Source organism: Aeromonas sp. R5-1 (genome assembly GCF_040908265.1).
GTDB classification, from domain to species: Bacteria; Pseudomonadota; Gammaproteobacteria; order Enterobacterales; family Aeromonadaceae; genus Aeromonas; species Aeromonas caviae.
The window spans coordinates 43,513-66,530 of record NZ_JBFODJ010000125.1 but is presented as its reverse complement, the minus strand read 5'-3'; the positions used below and the strand labels follow the sequence as shown (position 1 = coordinate 66,530).

Genomic DNA, 23,018 nt, shown 5'->3' with positions numbered 1-23,018 from the left:
CATCCAACCGGAGGCGCCAAACACATTCAGATGACAGACTGGGTTAAATCGACCTGATTTAGCCCTTCTTCCCGCAGAGGAAGAAACACAACACCACAATCACTGTCGACTCACTCACAAAAACCACATGTAAACCAACATGGAAGAGAAGGTGTGAGCCATATGACAACGAATTGCGTGGCGAATTATGTTTATTCACTGGTCGACCCGCAACCGACAATTTATAATGCGCCCCATTAGAAAAATTCATCGTCGGCCGATTCCATGTCTCGTCGTTTACCTCCGCTCAATGCACTGAAAGCGTTTGAAGCCGCGGCTCGTCACTTGAGCTTTACCCGCGCAGCAGAAGAGCTGTTCGTGACCCAGGCAGCCATCAGCCACCAGATCAAGGCGCTGGAGGAGTATCTCGGCATCAAGCTGTTTCGCCGCAAGAATCGCTCCCTGCTACTGACCGAGGAGGGGCAAAGCTACTTCCTCGATATCAAGGACATCTTTGCCTCCATCTCCGAGGCGACCGACAAGCTGCTGGCCCGCAGCGCCAAGGGGGCGCTCACCGTCTCCCTGCAGCCGAGCTTCGCCATCCAGTGGCTGGTGCCCCGCCTGGTCAAGTTCAGCGAACGCCACCCGGACATCGATGTGCGGATCAAGGCGGTGGACATGGACGAGGGCTCCCTCACCGACGACGTGGACGTGGCCATCTACTACGGCCGCGGCAACTGGCCGGGTCTTCGTTCGGACAAGCTGCACACCGAGTACCTGATCCCGGTCTGCTCGCCCCTGTTGCTGACCGGCCCCAAGCCCCTGCGCACCCCGGACGATCTGACCCGTCACACCCTGCTGCACGACACCTCCCGGCGCGACTGGAAGGCCTGGTTCCGCCAGCTCGACATCGACGCGCCCAATGTGAATCAGGGGCCCATCTTCAGCCACTCCACCATGGTGATCCAGGCGGCGATCCACGGTCAGGGGGTGGCGCTCGGCCACAGCGTGCTGGCCCAGCCGGAGATAGAGGCGGGTCGTCTCATCTGCCCGTTCGAACAGGTGCTGGTGAGCAAGAACGCTTTCTATCTGGTGTGTCAGGAGCAGCAGTCCGATCAGGGCAAGATAGTGGCTTTTCGCGACTGGATGCTGGAACTGGTGGAGCAGGAAGAGGCCCGCAGGCGTGCCCGCCTTGCCGATGCCTGAGGAGTTGACCTGGTGACTGACCTGACAAGAGAGGGGGCGAGTGACGCCCCCGTTCGCATTCTGCTGGCCCACGGCGCGGGGGCGGGCATGGAGCACAGCTTCCTGGCCGAGTTGTCACGACTGCTTGCGGGGCCGGATATCGAGGTAGTGCGCTTCAACTTCCCCTACATGACCAAACGGGCTCAGGACGGCAAACGCAGGCCGCCGGACAGACAACCCGTGCTGCTGGCTCACTGGCGCGAGATGGTGCGTCAGTTTGCCCATCCCCGGCTGTTTCTGGCGGGCAAGTCCATGGGGGGGAGGATGGCGGCCGAGCTGTTTTGCGAGGGGGACGACGAGATGGATGCTGCAGGATTGATCGTTCTCGGGTATCCTTTCCACCCCCCGGCCAAGCCCGACGCATGGCGGGGCGAGGTGCTCAAGCTGATCACGACGCCCACGCTGCTGCTGCAGGGGGAGCGCGATACCTTCGGTTCTCGCGCCGAGCTGGCCGATTTCCCCTTCTCACCCGCCGTATCGGTCCACTGGCTGACCGACGGGGATCATGGTTTCAAACCGAGAAAGGCGAGCGGCATGAGCGAGCAGGAGAACCTGCGCCTGGCTGCGGAGCGGATCAAGGATTTTATCGCGGCGGTGGGCCGCTCCTGACCATCTCGAGCGGGTCGAGAGAAGAAGCGTGCAAGGAGAGAAGATGCAGATCCAACGACATTGGCTGGTGCTGGCGGGCTTCTTCGGCCTGACGGCCACCATGCTCGGGGCCTACGGCGCTCACGGGCTGGCGGCGACCGGCATTGCTCCTTCGTTGCTGGCGGCGTTCAACACCGCCGTGCAATACCAGTTTTTCCACGCCCTGGCCCTGCTGGTGCTGGGGCTGTGCGGCGTGCGCGGCAAGGTGATCACCTTCGCGGGCGCCGTCTTTGTGCTGGGGATCCTGGGATTCTCCGGCAGTATTTACGCCATGGTGCTGCTTGGCAGCAAGGGGCTGGGGCTCATCACCCCGGCCGGTGGCCTCTGTTTTATGTTGGGATGGGCGGCTCTGATGTGGGCCGGCTGTCGTCTTGGAGGAAAGAATGAATAATCTGCTGCTTTATTGCCGCCCGGGTTTTGAGAAAGAGGCGGCGGCAGAGATCACCGAGCGTGCCGGCAACATGCAGTGCTACGGCTTTGCCCGGGTCAAGGACGACAGCGGCTATGTGATCTTCGAGTTGTATGACGAGGAGCAGGCCGATCTGCTGGCGCGCAAGCTGCCGTTCCGCGAGCTCATCTTCATTCGCCAGATGCTGGTGGTGACCCACGAGCTGAAAGATCTGGAAATAAGCGATCGGGTCTCTCCCATCCTGGAGGCGGCGAGCGGTTACGCCATTTGCGGTGATCTGCGGGTGGAGACGGCCGATACCAACGAGGCGAAGGAGCTCTCCGCCTTCTGCCGCAAGTTCACCGTGCCGCTTCGCCAGGCGCTGCGCAGCAACGAGATCCTGACCAAGAAGGAGACCCCGAACCGTCCCGTGTTCCACGCCTTCTTCCTGGCCAATGACCACCTGATGCTGGGGTACTCCTACTCCTTCAACAACTCTGCCTTCCACATGGGGATCCCGCGCCTGCGATTCCCGGCCGATGCCCCGAGCCGCTCCAGCCTCAAGCTGGAAGAGGCGTTCTACGTCTTCGTGCCGAAGGAAGAGTGGGACTTGCGCCTGTGCTCCGGCCTGAAGGCCGTGGATCTTGGCGCCTGCCCGGGTGGCTGGACCTATCAGCTGGTGCGTCGCGGCATGATGGTGACGGCGGTGGACAACGGCATGATGGCCCAATCCCTGATGGACACAGGTCAGGTGAAGCATATCCGTGACGATGGTTTCGTGTGGCGGCCGAGCAAGAAGAATACCTACTGGCTGGTGTGCGACATGGTGGACAAGCCGGCGCGAGTGACCCACATGGTGGCCGACTGGTTCAGGGAGAACGACTGTCAGGAAGCCATGTTCAACCTCAAGCTGCCGATGAAGAAGCGCTACGCCGAAGCGGTGCACAACATCGAGGTGCTGCGCGGACTGCTGGCCGACATCGACGGCGGTTTCATCATTCAGGCCAAACAGCTCTATCACGATCGCGAAGAGATCACGGTGCACGTCTACAACAAGTTCTGGGTCTCCAAGCTGTCCCCCAAGTCCTGAAGCAGCATCGGGAACAGGGCATGAAAAAACCGGACGGCGACGTCCGGTTTTTTTGTGTCTGGGTCATCAGAAGCGGTAGTCCAGACGCATCATGGACTCGTCGTCGGTGATCTTCAGCTCAATTTGCAGGGGAATGGTCTTGTCACTGGGGTTGAACTGCATCTTGACGCCATCCCCGCGAAGCTTGACCGAGGTGTTGATGCCGCCAGCGTTGAACTTGATCCTGGGCTTTTGCTTTTCGAAGGAGAGGCTGACGCTCTTCTCTGCCGTGAGGTTCAGTTTCTGATAGGGGGTGATCTGCCGATTACCGTTGCTGTCGGTGGTGATATCCACCCCCAGGGAGAGCGGCTTGGGCTGTTTGAGCAGATCGTTGGTATCCAGGGTGGATTGCCAGGTCTGCTTGGCTGGCGCCTCGTGCTGGGGAGGCGGCGTCAACCAGGCATTGTCGACTGGCCTGTCTAATGCCGTGGCACTGCTGCTGACAATCAGCAAGATGAAAGTAGCACGCATGGTGGATCTCCTTATCCCTCATATCAACATAGTATTCATCTGGCGAGGGAGGTAGGGAGGCGTTGGCATAAAACAAAGGGAGCCGAAGCTCCCTTTTAAAATCATATGGTTGGATTCTATTTATAGACGGTCGATGATGGCCTGGGTGAATTCGCTGGTGGACGCTGTGCCCCCCAGGTCACGGGTCACCCGATCGCCGGACTCGATGGTCGTCCGCACGGCCTCGCGAATGCGCTCCGCCTTGTCCTGCATGCCGAGATACTCCAGCATCTGGATGGAGGCGAGGATCACCGAGGTGGGGTTGGCGATGTTCTTGCCGGCGATGTCCGGCGCAGAGCCGTGTACCGCTTCGAAGATGGCGGCCCCTTCACCGATGTTGGCGCCTGGCGCCATGCCCAGCCCCCCCACCAGACCGGCACAGAGATCCGAGAGAATGTCGCCGAACAGGTTGGTGGTGACCATCACATCGAAGCGCTCCGGGTACATCACCAGGTTCATGCAGGCGGCGTCGACGATCATCTCCTCGTTCTGGATGTCCGGGTAGCGGGCCGCGACCTGACGGGCCACTTCCAGGAACAGGCCGGAGGTGGACTTGAGGATGTTGGCCTTGTGGATGATGGTGACCTTCTTGCGTCCTTCCTGGCGCGCCAGCTCGAAGGCGAAGGTGACGATGCGCTCGGCCCCTTCCCGGGTGATGATGCTCATCGCCTCGGCGCTCTGGTTGTCATCGCTGCGCTTCTGGCCGGCACCGGAGTACATGCCTTCGGTGTTCTCGCGCACCGTGATGATGTCGATGTTGTCGTAACGGCTCTTGGTGCCCTTGAAGGAGAGGACGGGGCGCACGTTGGCGTAGAGATTGAACTTCTTGCGCAGGGAGACGTTGATGGAGGTGAAGCCGCCGCCGACCGGAGTGGTGAGCGGGCCTTTCAGGCTGACCTTGTTCTTCTCGATCAGGTCGAGGGTGGCCTGGGGCAGCAGCTCGCCATGTTTTTCCAGGGCAACCAGACCGGCGTCTGCGTATTCGTAGTCGAAGTCACAACCCGCGTGGGTCAGGATCTGGATGGCGGATTCGATGATGCTGGGGCCGATGCCGTCGCCCGGGATGACGGTAATCTTTCTTTTTGACATGAGGCGTATCCACTTCTAGGGAACAGAGGGGGAGGATTCGTCGGCTTTATACCATTTTTGCACCACATTCTCCATGTTTCTTTACATTTTACCCATTTATGTCAACAGGTACGGCCTGTCTTGGGAAATGGTGTGCTGGGGATCACGCCCCGGCATCAGGGACGGGAGGGTAGCGGATCTCCCGCAGGTTGAACCCGAGCGGGATATCGTGCTGCAGCCGGACCAGGCGTTGGGCCAGCAGGGCCTCTTCCCGGTGCTGGCGCAGCTTGAGCAGGGGTCTGGTGGCCTCCTCCCGCTCACAGGCCTCCAGCATGGCAGCCAGGTCCCCGTATTGCTGCAGCAACTGGGTGGCGGTCTTGGGGCCAATGCCGGGCACCCCCTTGATGTTGGAGCCGCTGATACCGGTCAGGGCCCAGAAGTCCACAAGCTGGGTCGGTGTAACGCCGTACTGCTGCTGGACGAAGGCGGCATCCAGCCAGCGTTTGTTGAAGTAATCCCGCACCCGGATCTGCGGGCAGATGAGCTGGCAGAACCCCTTGTCGGTGGAGATGATGGTGGCGCTGGCGCCGTGCTGGGCAATGCCGCTTGCCAGGGTGGCGATGAGATCGTCCGCCTCGTCGGTCTGGGAGAGCAGGGCATCCACACCGCACTCCCAGAAGGCGTCCTGCAGGTCGGCAAGCCCTTCCCTCAGCTCATCCGGCATGGGGGTGCGGCCCTCCTTGTAGGGGGGATAGAGCGTCTTGCGCCAACTGTGGACCTCACCGTCAAAGACCGCGATGGCGTGGGTCGGCTCGCTGGCCGCCAGGAGCTTCTTGCAGGTGTTGATGAGGTTGGCACGGGTGGCGAGCAGGGCCTGAGCCGGGGTCAGTCCCTGCTGGCTCTGCACCGCGTGCAGTCGGCGGATGAGGTTGAGGGCATCGATGATGAGCAGGTGTGGCATGGGGCACTCCGGGCGTCGGGGAGTGCCATTGTAACAATGGTGGCGTCTCCTGCTAACCCCGTAGAAGACCAGTCAATGAAAGAGGGGCCCATGGGCCCCTCCGGTGCATTGTGGTGTCCCGACTATTTGACTATCTCGTAGCAGGGAACGTACTGGCTGCCCGGCAGCTTCATCCGCTGCTGCTTGACGAAGCTTTCCAGCAATCTGTCCATCAGGTGCATCAGCTCCTTGTCGCCGTGCAGCTTGAAGGGACCCTTCTTCTCGATGGCCCTGATGCCCCCTTCCTTGACGTTGCCTGCGACGATGCCTGAGAAGGCGCGGCGCAGGTTGGCTGCCAGCAGCTGGGGTGGCTGGTTGCGATGCAGATCCAGGCTGGCCATGCTGGCGTGATCCGGCTCGAACGGCAGCTGGAACTCGGGCTCGATCCGCAGGGACCAGTTGAAGGAGTAGGCATCTCCCACCGACTTGCGGTATTCGCGGATCTTCGGCATCGCCTCCTTCATCACGCGGGCCACCTCGGGCGCATCGCCGATGATGATCCGGTAGAGACTGGTGGCGGCTTCCCCCAGGGTCGCCTTGACGAAGTCGTCGATGGCGCGGAAGTAGTCGGCGCTCTCTTTCGGGCCGGTCAGCACGATGGGGATGGGTTGGCGATCGTTGGCCGGGTGCATCATGATACCGAGCAGGTAGAGCAGCTCCTCGGCGGTGCCGACCCCGCCCGGGAAGATGATGATGCCGTGACCGAGGCGCACGAAGGCTTCCAGCCGCTTCTCGATATCCGGCAGGATCACCAGCTCGTTGACGATGGGGTTGGGCGGTTCGGCGGCGATGATGGAAGGCTCCGTGAGGCCGATGTAGCGCCCGTTGCGCACCCGCTGTTTGGCATGGCCGACGGCGGCCCCCTTCATCGGGCCCTCCATGGCACCCGGGCCACAGCCGGTACAGATGTTCAGCTCACGCAAGCCCAACTCGCTGCCCACGGCGCGGGTGTACTGGTATTCGATCTCGTTGATGGAGTGGCCACCCCAGCAGACGATCAGGTTGGGATCGGCGCCGGGCAGGATCACCTTGGCGTTGCGCAGGATGGCGAACACCACGTTGGAGATATGAGTGGAGTTGGTCAGATTGACCAGGCGGTTGGACTCGAGCTGATTTGAGACATAGAGAATGTCGCGCAGCACCGAGAAGAGGTGCTCCTGAATGCCGCGAATGATCTCGCCATCGACAAAGGCGTGCTCGGGGGCATTGAACAGTTCCAGCTTGACCCCGCGCTCGCGCCGGATCACATGAATATCGAACGATTTGAAGCGCTCCAGGATCTCCTTGGAGCTGTCGGTATGGCTACCGGAATTGAGCACTGCCAGCGAGCAGTTGCGAAACAGTTGATAGATATCGCTGGAGGCAGTCTGCTTGAGGCGATCCACCTCAAGCTGTGACAGCAAATCCATGCTGCCGACGGGATTGATGTGCGTAATCATAGGTTCCCCTTTACTCACTTGTTATCGTTGTGTTTTTCCCTGGGGAGAAAAGGGGACGCTATGTTGCATCCCCTGAGATCGATAGTAGTGGTAACAGAGGGTGGAGGGAAATAGGGCGACGACTGTTCGCTGTTTTTTTAGCCGCTTGTCAGGCCAGTGTCACTTGATCCCGACCGGTGTGCTTGGAGTGGTAGAGTGCCTTGTCCGCCCGTTCAAACACATCTGACGGGTTGTCCCCATCCTTGAACAGGGTTGCGCCGATGGAGATGGTGATCTCCACCTTGGCATCGCGAAAACGGAACGGGATGCTCTTGATGGTCTGACGCAGGTTCTCCAGCGGCTTCTGGTACTTGTCCGGATTGATGTTCGGCAGCAAGACCACGAACTCCTCACCGCCAAAGCGGGCGATGAAGTCGGTGTCGCGCAAGGCGTTCTGCAGGGCCTTGGCAACCACCTTCAATGCCTTGTCGCCGGCCATGTGACCGTAGTTGTCATTGATGTGCTTGAAGTGGTCGATGTCGATGATGGCCAGGCACAGGGGGGTGCCATAGCGTAACCAGCGTTTGTATTCGAGCTCGAGCCGCTCGTCCAGGGCCGCCCGGTTGTGTACCTGGGTCAGGCTGTCGAGGAAGAGCTTGTGTTTCTGGATGGTCAGCCGCTTCTTGTACTCGGCGGTCTCCTCCTTCATCAAGCGCAGCTTGGACTCCATGGTGGAGAGGCGGGTGAGCAGGTGGCGCTCGCGGTTGGCCATCTCCTCCCGCTCCTGCTGCAGCCGGCGGATGGTGTCCAGATGCCCAGAAATGGCGCCCCTGAGTATCTGTGGCGAGTCATGGGCTGCCATGGCGCGATCGATGGCGGCGAGTTCCCGCTCCAGCGCCTGTCCGCTGAGATGGGCGGCATTTTGCAGCGCCCGCCCTTCATCCAGGGATTCGGTAAAGCTGTAATGGACCGAGGAGAGACTCTCGTTCAGGGTGCTGAGAAACGCCTGGGAGGCTTTGCGCTCTTCCCGGGTACCCTCGATGATGAGCTCGATGATCTGCAGGCAGACTTCGGCCAGCAGGGCAGGGGTGATGCCCCCGAGCAACTGGCGGCGGATGTCTGCGAGGCTCTCGCCCACGGCGCCGGCAAAGTCGAGCTCGGTGATGAGACGCTGCAACTCGTCTGAAATCTGGGCATGTGCCTTGATGTCAAAGGAGTCGGTAGGGGCCGGGCTGGAGAGCTCGGTGGGGATCTCCGCCGAAGGGGGGATCAGCGGCTTGCGCGGCAGCAGCTGGATCTTGATCGCCTGCTGGTAGAACTCCAGCAGCCGGATCACCTTCTTCTGGTGATCGCCGATGCCGTAACTCTCCGGGCTGGCGAGAAACTCCTTGAGGGCGCGGCGGGTATCTTCCGGAAACCCCTTGATGGTTTTGAGCTGTTTGCTGCCGAGATCGATGGCTGCCCGGGTCAGGCTGATGGACTCTTCCATGGTGTGGCTGTGCTGCTGCAACAGCTTCTCGATGGCGATCAGATCCGCATCGATGGAGGTGAGCGGAGGGTTGCCTTCAAGTTTCTGCTTGAGCTTGGCGAGCCGGTTGTCGAGCTCGCGATCGTGGCCACGACAGGCTTGCATCAACTTGCCGATGAACTGGATACTGCGGGTGCGTTCGGCATCGGAGAAGCTCGCCATGCCGTCAAGCTCCTGCTGTTTCTGCTGGAGGGATTCCCTGAGTCTTGCCAGTTGTCCTGTTACGGCAGCCATATCATTCATTCTTCAGGTCGCCCTGTTGTCATTATCGTTTTTGTTTCGTCCAGCAACAGAAAGCCAATCTAGGACCCCGTTGAGTACCTTTTTGTCACGGATTGTCCGCAACCTTCGTCCGTGAAAGCGCAAGCCAGTTAACCCATTGCTTTTCATGAGAAGAATTTACTTTTACCAGTCCCTTGTCAATTGCCATCAAGCAGCATTGCCACACATCTCCGTTAAAAAATGCGGCCTGCTGGCAATCGATGGCGGCCAGCTCAAGCCAGACGCTCTGCTGGCATTTTTCGCTGAGCTGAATGGCACCCGAGAGGGCCAGGTAGCAGAGATCGAACAGGCCGTGGTGATCGAGGGCCATGGCCGCCTTGGGCAGGAAGGGATGACTGACGATGCCGAGGCTGATGCGCCTGTCCAGCGGGTGCTCGCAGGGGAAGGCTGCCAGGGTGTCGAGCAGGGTCTGGGCCAGCTGATGCAACTGGGCCACGTGGCGCTGGGGCACCACATAGAGCAGGTGGCCTTCGCGCAGGTCGTAGATGCGGCCATCCTGCGGGGTCAGTTCGTTGACGTAGCGGCCGAAGGCCTGCTCTATCTCGCGGCTGACCTGATAGCCGTGCTGTTCCAGACTGTTGATCAGGAAGGGAACCCGGAACAGCAGGTAGTGCAGCTTGTCGTCAAATTCGCTGGTGGGGCGTTCGCTCAGGTACCAGCGCTCGGATTTTTGCTGGCGCTTGGCCATCTCCCGCGGCCAGCGACTCATCAGTCGCTGCCAGTTGGCCAGGCCGCTGCGCGGCTCTACCAGCAGGGCTTCTCCCAGCTGTTTGGCATGAAGGCGTGCGACCCGCAGTTTCAGCCAGAGGGTGAAGAACAGATAGATGAAGAGTGCCAGCAGCAGCCCGGTGCTGACGCTGGTCCAGAGGTATCGCTCCTGCTGGTGCTGGCTGGCGTCGAGTTGCTGTTCCAGCTCCTTGACCTGTTGCACCCGCTCCACCTGGGCGTAGTTGTCGCGCACCGCCTCCTGCTCCAGCGCCAGCTGTTGCTGGCGAACCAGTTCGCTGCGCTGGTGGTAATTCTTGTAGCTCTCCAGGGCCTGCTGGAGGTAACCCTTCTGCTCATAGGCGACGGAGAGCAGGCGGAAGATCTCGAATTGGCGCCGGATGTCCCCAATCCGGTTGGCCAGGGTGAGAGCGTTCTCCAACTGCAGGATGGCGATGCCCGCCTCCTGCTGCTTGAGGTGCAGCTCTCCCAGCAACAGCAGGGTGTCGATGAGCGACTCCTTGTCATCCCCCAGCTCATGGGACTGGCGTGCGGCGTTCAGGTAGTTTCGCGCCAGGTTGAGATTGCCGGTCTGCAGGTAGGTTTTGCCTATCTCGAACTTGAGGTGGGCGATGCGGGTACGGTTGCTGCTCTCGTCCAGCAGGTCGAGGGCATTGAAGAAATAGACCAGCGCCATGTTCATCTCGCCCTGATCCCGGTTGAGGCGGGCGAGCACGATCAGGGCGTCGCTCAGCATGGAGGAATTGCCGAGGGCATGAAAATAGTTGGCCGCCTCGCTGGCGTATTGCAGCGCTTTTTGTGGCTCCTGCTCTTCCTGATAGAGGCTGACCATCTGGTTCGAGAGCAGGCCGAGGAAGAGGGGATCCTGCAGGGGCTTGGCTTGCTGTTGTGCTTCGATGTACTCCCCCAGTGCAAGCTGGGGCTGACCCAGAGCCTGATAGAGATCCCCGCCCACGGCGCTGGTCCAGGCCCTGGCCAGAGGCTGTTTGGCGTGATCCGCCCATTTGCGGGTCTCGGCCAGCTGCTGTTTGGCGAGATCGAATTGCCGCTCCTCTATGCTGGCGTTGACGCGCAGCAGGCGGCTGTAGACCTGCAACTGGCTCTCCTTGAGGTCGGGATTGGCCAGCAGTTTGTCGAGTTTGTCGAGCAGGGGGGCCGCGGCGCCATGGGTATGCTGTTGCAGGTTGCGGCTTCTAACCAGCAGATAGAGCCCATGGGCCTGCAGCTCGAACTGCTGCTCTTTCTCGGCCATGGCGATGCCCTGCTCAAAGGACTCCTGTGCCTGGGCGAACTGCCCTAGCTGCTGCAGACACTCCCCCTTGAGCAGATAGGCGCCCGTGGTCTGGGTGGCGGTACCGTAGTTCAGCATCGGCTCGCGATAGCCGTATTCCTGACGGTTGCTGATGATCTGCTTGGGATTGTTAGCCGTGCGTTCGAGGAAGGAGGTGGCAATCTGGGCACATCTGGCGGGATCGGTCAGCACCAGGGTCTGGGCCTGCTGCAGGTCGATGGACAACTGCTCCTTGGCCAGATCCAGATCAGGAGCCGACAGGGAGGACATCATCATTGCCAGAAAAAACAGTTGATTCATTGGATTAAGAACGGCACGGAGGTGCAGGCATGTTATCCAAGCCCACCCCCGCCCGTCCAGAGTTTACTGAGGTGATGCGCAGCCGGCCGCAGCCCGCAGGATGGCGGCGCCGGTGATTACTGGCGAATGAGGCGCAGGTTCGCCGGAACCGGCTCCCAGTCGCTGCGGAAGGGGTTGATGTCCAGGCCGCCGCGGCGGGTGTAACGGGCATGGACGGTCAGTTTTTCCGGGGCGCAGAAGTGCTTGAGATCGGTAAAGATGCGCTCGATGCACTGCTCGTGGAACTCGTTGTGCTGGCGGAACGAGATGAGGTAGCGCAACAGCTTCTCCCGGTCGAGACGCGGGCCGCGATAGTGGATCACCACGGATCCCCAGTCCGGCTGGCTGGTCACCAGGCAGTTGGACTTGAGCAGGTGGCTGTGCAGGGTCTCCTCCACGATCTCGCGACCGGCGGCCCCTTGCAGCAGGGTTTCGTCAAACTCGTAGCCGTCCACCTCGATATCCAGGTTGTCGATGCACTCACCGGGCAGCTGGGCTATCTGGTGGGGGGCCTGGTCGAGGGTGAAGAGGGTGACGCTCACCGGGGCACCAGCGCAGCCACTCAGATCCTGAACCAGCAGCGCTTGCACTGCCTCCAGGGAGTCGCAGCGGGTCTGGTTGAAGGAGTTCAGGTAAAGCTTGAACGACTTGGACTCGATGAGATTCGGGCTGGTAGCAGGCACAAAGACCTCCCCGATGGCAACCACGGGCTTGCCTTTGGCATTGAGCCAGGAGAGTTCATACAGGGTCCAGACGTCGCACCCCTGGAACGGCAGTTCACCTCTCAGGCCAAGATCGTCGCGGTTCAGACTGCGTGGCACGGGCTGCAGCAGACTCGGGGTGTACTGGCTGATGTAGGCGGACTGCTGCCCCAGGCTCAGGCCTTGCAGCGCACTGGCGCCGGCGTATCTCTCTTGTTTGCTCATGCTGGTTTGCTCACGCTTGTCTGATAAGGGGTTTGATGGTGCAATGGCCCGATTTTTCGATCAGGTACTTGCGGCCATCAGAGGCCGCTATTGTGGGGAATATCGATGTCGGATCAAGTCCTGTCTGCCCTGGAGCAGTTCTTTTTACGCTGGCAGCGCGATGGTGAAGGAAGGCGGGGGCTGCCCCTGTGTGACTGGGAGGCCGACTGGCGCTCTCCTTGCGAGCTGGATGAACCCAGGGAGGGGCGGGTAGCCTGGCGTCCGTTCCAGCGGGAGCAGGCAGCCGACTTCACGGCCATGGCGAACGCCCTGGAGCTGACCCTGCATCCCAGCGCCATCGCCCTGTTTGGCCACTGGTTCAGCCGCCCTCTGCCCTGCTCTTTCAAGGGGCTGCGCATCGAACTCATCCTGCCGTGGAACGACGCCGATCTGGATCTGCTCAAGGAGAACCTCATCGGCCACCTGCTGATGCTGCGCAAGTTGAAGCGATCCCCTTCACTCTTCATTGCCACGACCCGCAACGAGATGACGCTGGTGTCCCTCGATAACGAGAGCGGCCAGGTGTGGCTGGAGTGGCTGGACTCCGGACGGCGCCTGACGCTGGCCCCCTCGTTGCCGGCCTTTCTGGCGCGACTGGAAACCTTGCCCCAGTGATGCCCCAAAAGAGAGGGCCTTGCCACCTGGCAAGGCCCTCTCTTTTTATGGCGCCATTTTATTGCGCCATTGTGCGCGGTAGGCTCCTACTCCTTGAAGTCCCAGGAGAGGTTGGACACCAGCCTGCAAGGCTCGCACCTGAAGTCGAAGATCTCATGCAGGGGGGCGGCCAGCGCCCATGGACCACCACAGCCAGGGCAGGGGCGAGCCCGCTCTTCGGCGGCGCTCAGGCCGCCTACCCGGTAGAGATAGTAATAGGTGGGAATGCCGCTCAGGAGCTCCAGCCGTCTGGCGAGATCGCTGCCCCGACGATGAAGGCGGCTGCCCACCTCGCCGATTTCGTGCAGGGCGGAGTGCTCGGCGATGGAGCCGTTCATCTGCAACTGATCGCAGGCTTCCCAATCTTCCTGCCACTTGATGATCTGCTTGTGATCACCGTTGGCGACGGCGGGCAGCCGATAGAGCGGGATGGGGGCGAAGTGATCGCCACAGCGCAGGGGAGAGCAACTGTGCAGGAAGCTGGTGTAGAGCAGCATCCAGCTGGGACGCTCCCCCTGCTCTGCGCACGGGTCCGTACTGTCCGAGAGCAGATCCGCCCCTTGCAGGTGGAGTTTGGGGGCGAGCAGGCCCGCCTGGTGCAGACCTTGCTCGGCAAGGGCGACCAGCTCGCTCTGGTTGTCAGGGTGCAGGCTGTCCTGCTCCGGGCAGACCACCCGGCTGACGAAATAGCCTTCGTGCATGCTGGTGGGAAACTCCCGCCCCAGGATCTGCCCCTGATAGCGCAACATGTCGAGGTAGTGGACGATGGCCCGTTCGGCTTCCCCGAGGGAGGTATCGCGGTAGCACTCAAAGGTGAGTTCGAGGATATACATGGCGATGGGTCAATCCGGCTTCTGGTTGAGCAGCAGATCGGTGAGGCGATCGACCTTCTGCTCCAGCCGGGCGAGCTGCTCGCTCAGCTGCTGAAGAGTGACGCTTTCCGTGGCCAGGGGGGACGCCTCGGGGGCACTGGCGGGGGCGGGCGCTGTCGACGCGGGCTGGGGTTGCTGCTTCCACTGGCTCAACACCTTGAGCAGCTCGGCCATGGGCACGGGATGGCTGAGGCGGGCCTTGACCATGGCGGTAGAGGGGGTGATCCCCCTGGCACTGAGTTCGTTGGCTATCTGGATGATCTCTTGGGCTGACATCTTGGCTCCTGCACGGCCGTCTTGCTGCGGGTGGATAGTGGCACAGAGCTTAATCAAAGCCTGTCCATCAGGAAAGCGGAGCGAAGGGCGTGGGTGGCGAGAGGGAGGGGATTGGCGGCTCCGCGTCTACCCAACGCTGGCCGCCGGGAGTGCGGGGATCAGGTCCCCTGGCGCAGCATCACATCCAGCTGGTCGATGGCTTCCGCCCAGTCGGCGTCGTGGCTGAGGGCATCGCGCAGAAAGCCTGCCTGGGAAGGCGTCCAGAACGGCGCGTCGGGCAACTGGGTATGGCGATCGATGGGATGGTCGCGGATAAAACGCTGCTGGCTGATGTCGTCACTGGCCAGCCCCAGCTGGGCAAACAGGGCGGCCATGTCATGGGTGAGCAATTCCATGTCGGTACTCCTTGGAAGGGGGCTGTGGAAGAGTATAGCCAGCCCCCGTGCTCTCAAATCTAGGAGGGGAGACGATGGGGTGGCAGTTCGACACCGGCGACATGCAGCCCCTGCATGCAGAGCTGCCCCTGATAATGGCTCTCTCCGTCGCTGGAGAACTCGAACTGGTAGTAGGTGAGCAGGCGCAGGGGCTTGTGCCCCAGGGCACGGTGTGTCCGCGCCAGCGACAGCAGTTGCAGGTCGTGGTGCTGGCAGTAGCGGCGCATGTATTGCCAAGCCAACTCCGCCTGGCGGCGCTGTTGCCAGAAGGCCCAGCCAACGAGGCCGAGCAGCAAGATCCCAAGCATTTCTCCCATCAGCGGGTTCCTTCTGTGATGTGTGTGGGGCCCTGTTCATCTCAGGCAACAGGGCCGTTGTGTCGGGCCTAGGTGGCAGCGAACAGGCGACCGATGGCCAGACCCAGGGCCTCGCTGCGTTCGGGGTCACGCAGTTTTGCCAGCATATCATTGCGCAATGCCGGTAGCGTGACGAGCTCGGCAAATACCTGGTTGAAGAACTGGGTGGGTTGCAGGGCGAGCTGCTCCAGAAACAGGCCGAGCAGTTCGGGGTGTTTCAGATCGGGCCAGAGGCGGCCAGCGATGGCGAGGAGCAGGGAGGGGCTTGGCCGGGTTTGCAGCAGGGTCAGCAGCTTGTTGGTGCGCAGTCCGTTGCCCGGGCAGGAGGCCAGTGCCCGGCACAGATAGGCCAGGGTTTCGGGGTCAGGCTCGGCGCACTCCTGCTCCTTGCCGATGCGCTCCAGCAATGCGCCTTGCAGGGCAGGAGGCAGGGGGGCGTTCTCCAGGCTCTGGCACAGGGCGTAGAGGGGGGCCTGCGGCAGTACGGGCAAGGCCTTGCAGACCAGTGCCAGGTTGCGTTCAACCTGCAGCTGCTCCGCGAGATCTGCAAACCCTTGCAGTCCCAGGGCCTGCCACCCCTCTTCCCCCGGCGCCGCCAGATAGTGGCAGAGGGCCTCGTAGTAAGCGGAAGGGGCTTGTTCCAGCTGGCGGGCCAGCTTGGCGTGCACACTGGCCATCTTGGCCTCGGCCGGACGGAAGGTGTAGGGGTTGTCCGCCAGACGCTGGGCCTTCTCTTCGTCCAGTTCACCGGTGAGCTTGTAGCCCAGAGTCTCTACCACCTGATCCATGAAATGCTTGGGGCCGCTGGAGATGAGCAGGCCGCGTTCATCAAGGGCGAACTTGAGGAACCAGAGGTAGTGCCTGGATTCGGTCGGCTGGAAGAAGTGCACGCCGAGCCAGGCGTGCTGCTGCAACGGCCAGGGGTAGGGCTCCTGCTGCTGCTCGATGCGCACGAAGAGGTCGCTGGGGAGCGGGCGCACCTGGCGGCCCAGATCGAACAGCTGGAACTGGGTATCGGCCTGGGTCAGAAACTCGGTCAGGGTGTTGATGGAAGACATGAAGAGATCCCGCTTGAAGATAATGCGGGCGATTATAAGGGGGCTGCACCAGATAGCCAGAGGCGGTGATGCAGGGGATGAAGGTGACGGTAACATGGCAGCCATTGCGGGGTCGGTGTATAGTAGCGCCCCTTTTTGATGGCCGTATTGAGTGGGGCCCCGTCGCAGACCGGGCCCGCGATGAGGAAGTGAGCGAGATGAATCAATATCTGCTGGTTGCCGGTCTGCTGGGAGAGCTGACTGCCGAGTTGCAACGTCTGGAACGCTGGCAAGCCGACCATCCGGGGAGCGAGGCGCTGGCAAGCGAGCTGCCGTTTTGTGTCGATACCCTGAGTTTCGATCAGTGGCTGCAGTTCGTGCTGATCCCGCGCATGGAGCAGCTGGTGCTGCTGCAGGCTCCGCTGCCGACCAGCGTCTCCCTCTATCCCATGGCGAGTGAGGTCTATAAAGAGGAGCTGGCGGAGGTCGAGGCCCTGCTTCGTCTGATCGCCCGTTTCGATCTGCTGCTTTCCGGCAAAGTGGTCGAACAATGATGGACGAGCAGACCCGGACAGCGGATGCCTTGCAGCCGACTCTGCTCTATCAGGATGACTGGCTGGTGGCGGTGAACAAACCGTCCGGTCTCCTGGTGCACCGCAGTTGGCTCGACAAGGCCGAGACCCGTTTCGCCATGCAGATGACCCGGGATCTGATCGGGGGTCGTCATGTCTACCCCGTGCACCGACTGGACAGGCCCACTTCGGGTGTGCTGCTGTTTGCTCTCGATCCTGCCGTGGCCCGTACCCTGACCGAGGCCTTTGCTGCCCGTCAGGTCCACAAGGAGTACCTGGCACTGGTGCGGGGATGGGCCCCCGAAGAGGGGCTCATCGACTATCCGCTCAAGGAGCAGCTGGACAAGATTGCCGATGCCTTCAGCGACCCGGATCGCCCCGCCCAGGAGGCGGTGACCGCGTTTCGTCGTCTGCATCAGGTCGAGCTGCCCTTCGCCGTCTCCAAGAAACATCCCACCAGTCGCTACAGCCTGGTCCGCCTCTTTCCCAAGACGGGGCGCAAGCACCAGCTGCGCCGCCATCTGGATCACCTGTTCCACCCCATCGTCGGTGATACCACCTACGGGGATGGCCGGCACAACCGCTTCTTTCGCGAGCATTACGGGTGCGACCGCCTACTGCTGATCGCGCACCGTCTGAGCTTCGAGCATCCGGTGCTCAAGGTGCCGATGCGGATCCAGGCGCCCCTGGGCCCCGAGGTGCTGGGTCTGTTCGCCCGTCTGGGCTGGCCTGCCAGCGAGCAAGACTACGGCGCCTGAGCCTCTTTCCATCTGTTGCCTCTGACCGGGCTGTGGCATGCTGTAGCCCAGGTACGTCAGAGGAATGACTTATGGCTCAACGAGATATCGCCTGCGCAATCGCGTGCCCCCCGCCTGTTCAGGGGGGCTCTTCCTACCCATCCCGGTCTTGCCGGGTCCAATATCTGTCCCTGAGGAGTCGCTGATGGCCGAGATCGACATCCTGGTCGGCACCGTCTACGGCTCGGCCATGCTGGTGGCCGAGACCCTCTGTGACCACCTGCAAGCCAATGGCCATGTCTGCCAGATCTTCGATGACGCGGCGCTGACCGACATCGATGCCTCCCGCTTTCTGCTCATCGTGACCGCCACCACGGGGCAGGGGGATATACCGCCCAATTTGCAGCCCTTTGCCAGTGCCCTGGCCGATCGTGCTCCTTATATGAAGGGATGGCGCTATGCCCTCATCGCCATGGGAGACAGCAGCTATGAACACTTCTGCGGAGCGGGGCGAACGCTGGATGCTCTGTTGCAGGAGCTGGCTGCCGAGCCACTGGTTGTGCGTCTGGAAATCGATGCGACGGTAGAAGATGAGCCTGAAGTGGCGGCGCTGGCCTGGTTGAAAACCTGGGAAAATAGACTGTAGCCAGACCCTTCTCCCCGAGAATAAATTCACCTCCGTGAGTGTGCTGACGGGGGTGTTTTATTTTTGGGGCGTCACGCCTCAGCCCCCAAATATATCCTCTCTTTCGTCCGGTTATTTTTCTCGCCAATCATGATAACCGGTTGGCCATATTCATCATCACCCACGACAAATTGAAAAATTAAAAGTTCCGCATTGAAAGCGATTTCAGTCATGTTTTTGCTACTGCGACACGGATTTATCACTTAACTCTCGTCGCGAATTAATATTTGAAAGCGCTTTCTTTGGTTGTTGTTTTTATTTTTTGTGCTTATCTAGGGTGGTTGGTGCCAAAAAATGAAAATTTATTGACATTTTGTTGCTGTGGCTGTCTGTGGCGTGCGATTTGTCATCGTTTTGTGAATCAGCTCATGTTTGCAGGGAATTTGGGTACCTATAATCGACCTCGGTTATCACCAAAACGTTTTTCCGGTGATAAGAACTTGAATATCAGGATCACACTCCTCTCAGCGGGAATAAGGAAAATGAAAATGAAAGCAAAGTGGCTCCCGATCGCTGCAGCAGTAACCGCAGCCCTGGCTTCCCAAGCCGCCTTCGCCGTTGATTTCCACGGCTACTTCCGTTCCGGTGTCGGTGTTTCCGGTGACGGGGACATGGTCAAATACAACGTCAACAAGGTTGGTCGTCTGGGTAACGAAAATGATACCTACGGCGAAGTCCAGCTGGGTCAGGAAGTCTTCAACAAAGATGGCAAGACTTTCTACGTAGACTCCATGTTCGCCATGGCGTCCAACGGCTCCAACGATTGGGAAGGTACCGGCACCGTCTGTAACTTCGATGCCAAGCAGTGCAACGGCGACTCCGACTTCGCCCTGCGTCAGTTCAACGTGCAAGCCAAGGGCCTGCTGGGCTTCGCGCCGGAAGCCACCCTGTGGGCCGGTAAGCGTTACTACCAACGTCACGATATCCACATCTCCGACTTCTACTACTGGAACATCTCCGGTGCTGGTGCCGGTATCGAAGGCATCCAGGCCGGTCCTGGCAAGATCTCCTTCGCCTGGGTTCGCAACGACCGCAGCGCGGCCGATGTGTTCGGTCAGTACACTAAGACCGGTGTAAATAAAAAACCTGTTTTGGATGCAAACGGCAACCCGACTGGTAACTATGTAGAAGATCCTACTTACACCAAGAACGAAGATGTTAACGTCAACACACTGGACCTGCGTTATGCCGGTATCCCGCTGTGGAGCGAAGCGTCTCTGGAACTGGGCGTAGACTACGCACTGGTTAACGAGACTGAAGCGCAGAAACCGCTGAAAAACAACAACATGAAAGACGGCGTCATGCTGACTGCCGAACTGACCCAAGGCATCCTGGGTGGCTTCAACAAGACTGTGCTGCAGTACGGTACTGAAGGTTACTCCAAGACCATGGCCTTCTACGGTGACGGCTCCTGGTACGGTGCCGAAGCCAAAGACGGTGCTGATGGTTTCCGCATCATCAACTGGGGTGTTGTTCCCATGGGCAACAACTTCGAGATGGGTCACCAGCTGGTCTACGGTGTAGGCAACGAGATGTGGGATGGCAACGACAAGGTTGAAGCCATGTCCGCCGTTGTTCGCCCCATGTACAAGTGGGATGACTTCAACAAGACCATCTTCGAAGGCGGCTACTTCAAGGACAAGACCAAGTCCACCAACGGTACCTCTGTTGATGACTCCGGTTACAAGCTGACCCTGGCTCAAGCCTGGTCTGCCGGCTCCAGCTTCTGGGCCCGTCCTGAAATCCGTGTGTTCGCCTCCTACCTGGCCAACGACGAAGATCAGAAAGTCTTCGAAAGCGGCACCTCCAAAGACACCTACCAAGTGGGTGTGCAAGCGGAAGCTTGGTGGTAAGCACTTCTTTCAGTTAAGTTAGTCACTGCCCCCGTATGGGGGCAGTTTTGTTTAGCAGGATTTGGCAACCGGGTTATGGAGATAAGAAGAATGAAACTGGTAAAGATGTCTATCGCGGCCGTGGTTACCGCGCTGTTGGCCGGTTGTTCCGGTAGCATGGTGGTGCCCGTACAGGAACACGCCTCCATCCTGAGTAATGCCGACCAGGCCAAGCAGGCGCTCTCCCAGGCCACCAGTTGCTGCGCAGGGTTCAACGAATTCAATTATGTTTCCTTGCCGGAAGGTGAGACGCTGCTGACCATCGATGGCAAGCAGCCCAGTTATCAATTTGACGAGGGGATGAGTTATTTCGCCGCCTATCGCCTGCCGGTCAATACCGGCAACCTGGCCATCACCCTGGCCTCTCAGGTGAGCAAGACGGTGCTCGTGCCCAAGGTAGTCATGCTGGATGCCCAGTTCAAGGTAACCCGTGTGCTGGGTGAATCTGTCTTCACGTATCAACCCGCCCACCTGCTCGACAATGACAGGATTGAAGGCAAGGTGTTCGTGGATCGCAGCATGCCGGGCAACCCGGCGACCGAAACTTACATGGTGGTCTACGCCCCGGCCGACGAGCTGTCTGGCAGCACCACCATACTGCATCCTGCCAAGGCGTTCGCCCGTGCCAATGGCACGGTTGAGCCGGATATCAAGGACCCCGTGATCCCCCATTCTCCTTGGGGTCTGCTACAAATAAAGGTCGTTGACATGGCCAAGGGGCAAGGCCTGGAAGCCGTGTTCAAGCCCGAATATTCGGACAAGGTGGCGATGAGTCAGGCCAAACCGGCTACGACGGCCGTGGCGGCGACGGCAGCGACCACTGCTGCGGTGGCAGCAACCCCCAGTACACCTGCCCCCGCGATGTTGAGCGAAACAGAGACCTTCTACAGCAGCCAGATCGAGAAGGCGGTCAAGGCCGGGGATATCGACAAGGCGATGCAGTTGGTGAATGAAGCCGAACGTGCAGGTTCAACCAAGGCGAAATCCGTCTTTATTGATGCGATTAAACGTTCACAAAAGAACTGAATAAGCGGATTTATTCAACGTAATATTTATTGCAGGCCTCCCTTGTTGGAGGCCTTTTTAATCGGTAGACTGGATAATATAAAGCTGCAATGAGTTACATATCGTTACAATTGGTTTCCTTGGGTATTTATTGGTTTCCTTTTGAATTATCATGAAGTGTTTTTTTTCTTTTTGCGGCAAAGCTATAACAATACGAAATAATATTCAAGATAGCCCCCTTCCTGCTTATTTATTATCTTGTGATCTCTCCTCCAAATTTATTATTCCCTTGGCCTCGATGGAGGTATTTCCGACCCTGCTGGGTTATATTCTGTAGGTCAAAATAAACACCCCGGAAAACGCATTCGATGCAGCCATGGATGAAGTACACCGTCATCAATAAACTGCACTGAGTCGTTGTCGGAAAAAAATCCATTCAGGAGCGCACACATGTTAAAAAATGCTTTCTCTAATCTGCAAAAGGTCGGTAAGGCGCTGATGCTGCCCGTATCGGTCTTGCCCGTTGCAGGTATTCTGCTGGGGGTGGGTGCTGCCCACTTCAGCTGGTTGCCGGAAATTGTCTCCCAGCTGATGGAGCAGGCCGGTGGTTCCGTATTTGGTCAGATGGCCCTGCTGTTCGCAGTGGGTGTGGCCCTCGGCTTTACCAATAACGACGGCGTATCCGGTCTGTCAGCCATCGTTGGCTACGGCATCATGGTCGCCACCCTGAAGGTCATGGCACCTGTGATGGGGGTCGAGAGCATCGATACCGGTGTGCTGGGGGGTATCCTCGCCGGTGGTGTTGCTGCCTGGGCGTTCAACCGCTTCTACAAGATCCAGCTGCCCGAGTACCTTGGCTTCTTCGCCGGTAAGCGTGCCGTGCCCATCATCACCGGCTTCGTCTCCATCGGCCTGGGTGTTGTGCTCTCCTTCATCTGGCCGCCGATCGGTGGTGCCATCGGTGCCTTCTCCGACTGGGCTGCCAACCAGAACCCGGTACTGGCCTTCGGTATCTACGGCGTGGTTGAGCGCTCCCTGATCCCGTTCGGTCTGCACCACATCTGGAACGTCCCCTTCTTCTATCAGGCGGGTACCTGTGTCAACGCCGCTGGCGAAACCGTACACGGCATCATGACCTGCTTCCTGACTGCTGATGACGCTTCCCGTGCTGCCGGTAACGGCTTCGGTCAACTGGCCGGTGGTTACCTGTTCAAGATGTTCGGTCTGCCTGCTGCTGCGTTTGCCATCGCTCACGCTGCCAAGCCGGAAAACCGCGCAAAGATTGTTGGTATCATGGCCTCCGCTGCCCTGACCTCCTTCCTGACCGGTATCACCGAACCTATCGAATTCTCCTTCCTGTTCGTGGCGCCTGTGCTGTATGCGATTCACGCGCTGCTGGCTGGTCTGGCTTACGTCCTGACCAACATGCTGGGTGTCGTGCACGGTCACACCTTCTCCAACGGCTTCATCGACTTCGTGGTGCAATCCCCGCGTGCCGACAACATGCTGCTGCTGGTGGGTCTGGGTCTGGTCTACGCGGTCATCTACTACGTGGTCTTCACCGTGGTCATCCGTGCCATGAACCTGAAAACCCCGGGTCGTGAACACGAAGCTGCCCAAGAGTCCTCTGCCGGTCAAAGCAAGGACGAGATGTCTGCTGCACTGGTCTCCGCCTTCGGTGGCAAAGAGAACATCGCCTCTCTGGACGCCTGCATCACCCGTCTGCGTGTCGGTGTGAAGGATGTGGCCAAGGTTGACCAGGCTGGTCTGAAGAAGCTGGGCGCCGCCGGTGTGGTGGTGGCGGGTTCCGGTGTACAAGCCATCTTCGGCACCAAGTCCGACAACCTGAAAACTGAAATGGACATCTGGATGAAGAGCAACTGATTGCGCTCCGATATCCGAGTTCCGAAAAGGGAGGCGCAAGCCTCCCTTTTTGCTGGGTTGCGTTTGGTGGCGGGACATGTGCGGGGGCTTTCCTGACG

24 protein-coding genes are annotated in these 23,018 nt (G+C 59.9%); 11 read left to right on the top strand and 13 right to left on the bottom strand.

Annotated features, from left to right (window positions below):
- The first annotated feature begins 264 nt into the window (after nucleotides 1-264).
- Genes AB5Y64_RS17110 through rlmM form a run of 4 tightly spaced genes read left to right on the top strand, consistent with a single transcriptional unit; the run spans nucleotide 265 to nucleotide 3,350 of the window.
- Nucleotides 265-1,185, top strand: a complete 921-nt coding sequence (locus AB5Y64_RS17110; RefSeq protein WP_029313926.1) for a transcriptional regulator GcvA — start codon at nucleotides 265-267, stop codon at nucleotides 1,183-1,185.
- 12 nt (nucleotides 1,186-1,197) lie between these two features.
- Complete coding sequence (locus AB5Y64_RS17105; protein WP_069651748.1) at nucleotides 1,198-1,833, top strand: alpha/beta fold hydrolase; 636 nt, start codon at nucleotides 1,198-1,200, stop codon at nucleotides 1,831-1,833.
- A 43-nt stretch (nucleotides 1,834-1,876) separates the two neighbouring features.
- Nucleotides 1,877-2,263, top strand: coding sequence for a DUF423 domain-containing protein (locus AB5Y64_RS17100; RefSeq protein WP_010673377.1), 387 nt, complete (start codon nucleotides 1,877-1,879; stop codon nucleotides 2,261-2,263).
- A complete protein-coding gene (gene rlmM, locus AB5Y64_RS17095) occupies nucleotides 2,256-3,350 on the top strand; it encodes a 23S rRNA (cytidine(2498)-2'-O)-methyltransferase RlmM (RefSeq protein ID WP_041214679.1) in 1,095 nt (364 codons plus the stop codon). Before AB5Y64_RS17100 ends, rlmM begins: the two co-directional genes overlap by 8 nt.
- Nucleotides 3,351-3,416: 66 nt before the next feature.
- Here rlmM and AB5Y64_RS17090 read toward each other — a convergent pair whose 3' ends face one another.
- The 7 genes from AB5Y64_RS17090 to queF all read right to left on the bottom strand — a co-directional run bounded on the left by AB5Y64_RS17090 (nucleotide 3,417) and on the right by queF (nucleotide 12,477).
- A complete protein-coding gene (locus AB5Y64_RS17090) occupies nucleotides 3,417-3,860 on the bottom strand; it encodes a hypothetical protein (RefSeq protein WP_010673379.1) in 444 nt (147 codons plus the stop codon).
- Nucleotides 3,861-3,980: 120 nt separating this feature from the next.
- The gene (locus tag AB5Y64_RS17085) at nucleotides 3,981-4,988 is read right to left on the bottom strand and encodes an isocitrate dehydrogenase (protein WP_049636264.1); all 1,008 of its coding nucleotides are present in this window, start codon (nucleotides 4,986-4,988) and stop codon (nucleotides 3,981-3,983) included.
- Nucleotides 4,989-5,130: 142 nt separating this feature from the next.
- Nucleotides 5,131-5,928, bottom strand: a complete 798-nt coding sequence (xni, locus tag AB5Y64_RS17080) for a flap endonuclease Xni (protein WP_069785575.1) — start codon at nucleotides 5,926-5,928, stop codon at nucleotides 5,131-5,133.
- Nucleotides 5,929-6,050: 122 nt separating this feature from the next.
- Nucleotides 6,051-7,406: a nucleotide 5'-monophosphate nucleosidase PpnN gene (gene ppnN / locus AB5Y64_RS17075; protein WP_216993900.1), complete on the bottom strand. Its 1,356-nt coding sequence runs from the start codon at nucleotides 7,404-7,406 to the stop codon at nucleotides 6,051-6,053.
- Between the two features lie 148 nt (nucleotides 7,407-7,554).
- A complete protein-coding gene (locus tag AB5Y64_RS17070) occupies nucleotides 7,555-9,156 on the bottom strand; it encodes a GGDEF domain-containing protein (protein ID WP_368204296.1) in 1,602 nt (533 codons plus the stop codon).
- Nucleotides 9,157-9,241: 85 nt separating this feature from the next.
- Entirely contained in the window at nucleotides 9,242-11,512 is a 2,271-nt protein-coding gene (locus AB5Y64_RS17065; protein ID WP_103858152.1) for a hypothetical protein, read from the bottom strand.
- Nucleotides 11,513-11,628: 116 nt separating this feature from the next.
- Nucleotides 11,629-12,477: an NADPH-dependent 7-cyano-7-deazaguanine reductase QueF gene (gene queF, locus AB5Y64_RS17060; RefSeq protein WP_042015869.1), complete on the bottom strand. Its 849-nt coding sequence runs from the start codon at nucleotides 12,475-12,477 to the stop codon at nucleotides 11,629-11,631.
- Between the two features lie 105 nt (nucleotides 12,478-12,582).
- On the opposite strand from queF, the gene syd reads away from it, so the two are divergent.
- Nucleotides 12,583-13,131 carry a SecY-interacting protein gene (gene syd / locus AB5Y64_RS17055; RefSeq protein ID WP_010673386.1) on the top strand — a complete coding sequence of 183 codons (549 nt, stop codon included), beginning with the start codon at nucleotides 12,583-12,585 and terminating at the stop codon, nucleotides 13,129-13,131.
- A gap of 86 nt (nucleotides 13,132-13,217) precedes the next feature.
- Here the strand turns inward: syd and AB5Y64_RS17050 are convergent, their stop codons facing one another.
- The 5 genes from AB5Y64_RS17050 to AB5Y64_RS17030 form a co-directional block, all read right to left on the bottom strand.
- Entirely contained in the window at nucleotides 13,218-14,003 is a 786-nt protein-coding gene (locus tag AB5Y64_RS17050) for a Zn-ribbon-containing protein (protein ID WP_103858153.1), read from the bottom strand.
- Between the two features lie 9 nt (nucleotides 14,004-14,012).
- Nucleotides 14,013-14,318 carry a DNA-binding protein gene (locus AB5Y64_RS17045; protein ID WP_052816317.1) on the bottom strand — a complete coding sequence of 102 codons (306 nt, stop codon included), beginning with the start codon at nucleotides 14,316-14,318 and terminating at the stop codon, nucleotides 14,013-14,015.
- Nucleotides 14,319-14,476: 158 nt separating this feature from the next.
- Nucleotides 14,477-14,713, bottom strand: a complete 237-nt coding sequence (locus AB5Y64_RS17040) for a DUF2789 domain-containing protein (protein ID WP_039039420.1) — start codon at nucleotides 14,711-14,713, stop codon at nucleotides 14,477-14,479.
- Between the two features lie 59 nt (nucleotides 14,714-14,772).
- The gene (locus tag AB5Y64_RS17035) at nucleotides 14,773-15,069 is read right to left on the bottom strand and encodes a DUF3301 domain-containing protein (RefSeq protein WP_039039421.1); all 297 of its coding nucleotides are present in this window, start codon (nucleotides 15,067-15,069) and stop codon (nucleotides 14,773-14,775) included.
- Nucleotides 15,070-15,137: 68 nt separating this feature from the next.
- Entirely contained in the window at nucleotides 15,138-16,166 is a 1,029-nt protein-coding gene (locus AB5Y64_RS17030; protein ID WP_049636270.1) for a DUF3549 family protein, read from the bottom strand.
- Between the two features lie 197 nt (nucleotides 16,167-16,363).
- Here AB5Y64_RS17030 and AB5Y64_RS17025 point away from each other — a divergent pair, with 197 nt between their 5' ends.
- From AB5Y64_RS17025 to AB5Y64_RS17015, 3 genes are all read left to right on the top strand, one after another.
- A complete protein-coding gene (locus AB5Y64_RS17025) occupies nucleotides 16,364-16,699 on the top strand; it encodes a YqcC family protein (RefSeq protein ID WP_010673392.1) in 336 nt (111 codons plus the stop codon).
- Nucleotides 16,696-17,475, top strand: a complete 780-nt coding sequence (truC, locus tag AB5Y64_RS17020) for a tRNA pseudouridine(65) synthase TruC (protein ID WP_201955672.1) — start codon at nucleotides 16,696-16,698, stop codon at nucleotides 17,473-17,475. The genes AB5Y64_RS17025 and truC overlap by 4 nt, the downstream gene beginning before the upstream one ends.
- A 184-nt stretch (nucleotides 17,476-17,659) precedes the next feature.
- Nucleotides 17,660-18,100, top strand: a complete 441-nt coding sequence (locus AB5Y64_RS17015; RefSeq protein WP_039039423.1) for a flavodoxin — start codon at nucleotides 17,660-17,662, stop codon at nucleotides 18,098-18,100.
- A gap of 71 nt (nucleotides 18,101-18,171) precedes the next feature.
- Here AB5Y64_RS17015 and AB5Y64_RS17010 read toward each other — a convergent pair whose 3' ends face one another.
- Nucleotides 18,172-18,312 (bottom strand): hypothetical protein, encoded by a 141-nt coding sequence (locus AB5Y64_RS17010; protein ID WP_154670447.1) that lies wholly within the window; start codon nucleotides 18,310-18,312, stop codon nucleotides 18,172-18,174.
- A 315-nt stretch (nucleotides 18,313-18,627) separates the two neighbouring features.
- Here AB5Y64_RS17010 and AB5Y64_RS17005 point away from each other — a divergent pair, with 315 nt between their 5' ends.
- From AB5Y64_RS17005 to ptsG, 3 genes are all read left to right on the top strand, one after another.
- Nucleotides 18,628-19,992, top strand: a complete 1,365-nt coding sequence (locus AB5Y64_RS17005; protein ID WP_043554772.1) for a maltoporin — start codon at nucleotides 18,628-18,630, stop codon at nucleotides 19,990-19,992.
- A 90-nt stretch (nucleotides 19,993-20,082) separates the two neighbouring features.
- The gene (locus AB5Y64_RS17000) at nucleotides 20,083-21,057 is read left to right on the top strand and encodes a MalM family protein (protein WP_161470696.1); all 975 of its coding nucleotides are present in this window, start codon (nucleotides 20,083-20,085) and stop codon (nucleotides 21,055-21,057) included.
- Between the two features lie 429 nt (nucleotides 21,058-21,486).
- Entirely contained in the window at nucleotides 21,487-22,920 is a 1,434-nt protein-coding gene (gene ptsG / locus AB5Y64_RS16995) for a PTS glucose transporter subunit IIBC (protein ID WP_103858157.1), read from the top strand.
- The last annotated feature ends 98 nt before the right edge of the window (nucleotides 22,921-23,018 follow it).

Coding starts and splice junctions, on each gene's coding strand:
- queF (WP_042015869.1), bottom strand. CDS start 12,477: ATGAGCAAACAAGAGAGATACGCCGGCGCCAGTGCGCTGCAAGGCCTG.
- rlmM (WP_041214679.1), top strand. CDS start 2,256: ATGAATAATCTGCTGCTTTATTGCCGCCCGGGTTTTGAGAAAGAGGCG.
- AB5Y64_RS17000 (WP_161470696.1), top strand. CDS start 20,083: ATGAAACTGGTAAAGATGTCTATCGCGGCCGTGGTTACCGCGCTGTTG.
- AB5Y64_RS17065 (WP_103858152.1), bottom strand. CDS start 11,512: ATGAATCAACTGTTTTTTCTGGCAATGATGATGTCCTCCCTGTCGGCT.
- AB5Y64_RS17005 (WP_043554772.1), top strand. CDS start 18,628: ATGAAAGCAAAGTGGCTCCCGATCGCTGCAGCAGTAACCGCAGCCCTG.
- syd (WP_010673386.1), top strand. CDS start 12,583: ATGTCGGATCAAGTCCTGTCTGCCCTGGAGCAGTTCTTTTTACGCTGG.
- AB5Y64_RS17015 (WP_039039423.1), top strand. CDS start 17,660: ATGGCCGAGATCGACATCCTGGTCGGCACCGTCTACGGCTCGGCCATG.
- AB5Y64_RS17035 (WP_039039421.1), bottom strand. CDS start 15,069: ATGGGAGAAATGCTTGGGATCTTGCTGCTCGGCCTCGTTGGCTGGGCC.
- AB5Y64_RS17100 (WP_010673377.1), top strand. CDS start 1,877: ATGCAGATCCAACGACATTGGCTGGTGCTGGCGGGCTTCTTCGGCCTG.
- AB5Y64_RS17090 (WP_010673379.1), bottom strand. CDS start 3,860: ATGCGTGCTACTTTCATCTTGCTGATTGTCAGCAGCAGTGCCACGGCA.
- AB5Y64_RS17010 (WP_154670447.1), bottom strand. CDS start 18,312: ATGACTGAAATCGCTTTCAATGCGGAACTTTTAATTTTTCAATTTGTC.
- xni (WP_069785575.1), bottom strand. CDS start 5,928: ATGCCACACCTGCTCATCATCGATGCCCTCAACCTCATCCGCCGACTG.
- AB5Y64_RS17050 (WP_103858153.1), bottom strand. CDS start 14,003: ATGTATATCCTCGAACTCACCTTTGAGTGCTACCGCGATACCTCCCTC.
- AB5Y64_RS17030 (WP_049636270.1), bottom strand. CDS start 16,166: ATGTCTTCCATCAACACCCTGACCGAGTTTCTGACCCAGGCCGATACC.
- AB5Y64_RS17085 (WP_049636264.1), bottom strand. CDS start 4,988: ATGTCAAAAAGAAAGATTACCGTCATCCCGGGCGACGGCATCGGCCCC.
- AB5Y64_RS17110 (WP_029313926.1), top strand. CDS start 265: ATGTCTCGTCGTTTACCTCCGCTCAATGCACTGAAAGCGTTTGAAGCC.
- AB5Y64_RS17040 (WP_039039420.1), bottom strand. CDS start 14,713: ATGGAATTGCTCACCCATGACATGGCCGCCCTGTTTGCCCAGCTGGGG.
- truC (WP_201955672.1), top strand. CDS start 16,696: ATGATGGACGAGCAGACCCGGACAGCGGATGCCTTGCAGCCGACTCTG.
- ppnN (WP_216993900.1), bottom strand. CDS start 7,406: ATGATTACGCACATCAATCCCGTCGGCAGCATGGATTTGCTGTCACAG.
- AB5Y64_RS17025 (WP_010673392.1), top strand. CDS start 16,364: ATGAATCAATATCTGCTGGTTGCCGGTCTGCTGGGAGAGCTGACTGCC.
- AB5Y64_RS17070 (WP_368204296.1), bottom strand. CDS start 9,156: ATGAATGATATGGCTGCCGTAACAGGACAACTGGCAAGACTCAGGGAA.
- AB5Y64_RS17045 (WP_052816317.1), bottom strand. CDS start 14,318: ATGTCAGCCCAAGAGATCATCCAGATAGCCAACGAACTCAGTGCCAGG.
- ptsG (WP_103858157.1), top strand. CDS start 21,487: ATGTTAAAAAATGCTTTCTCTAATCTGCAAAAGGTCGGTAAGGCGCTG.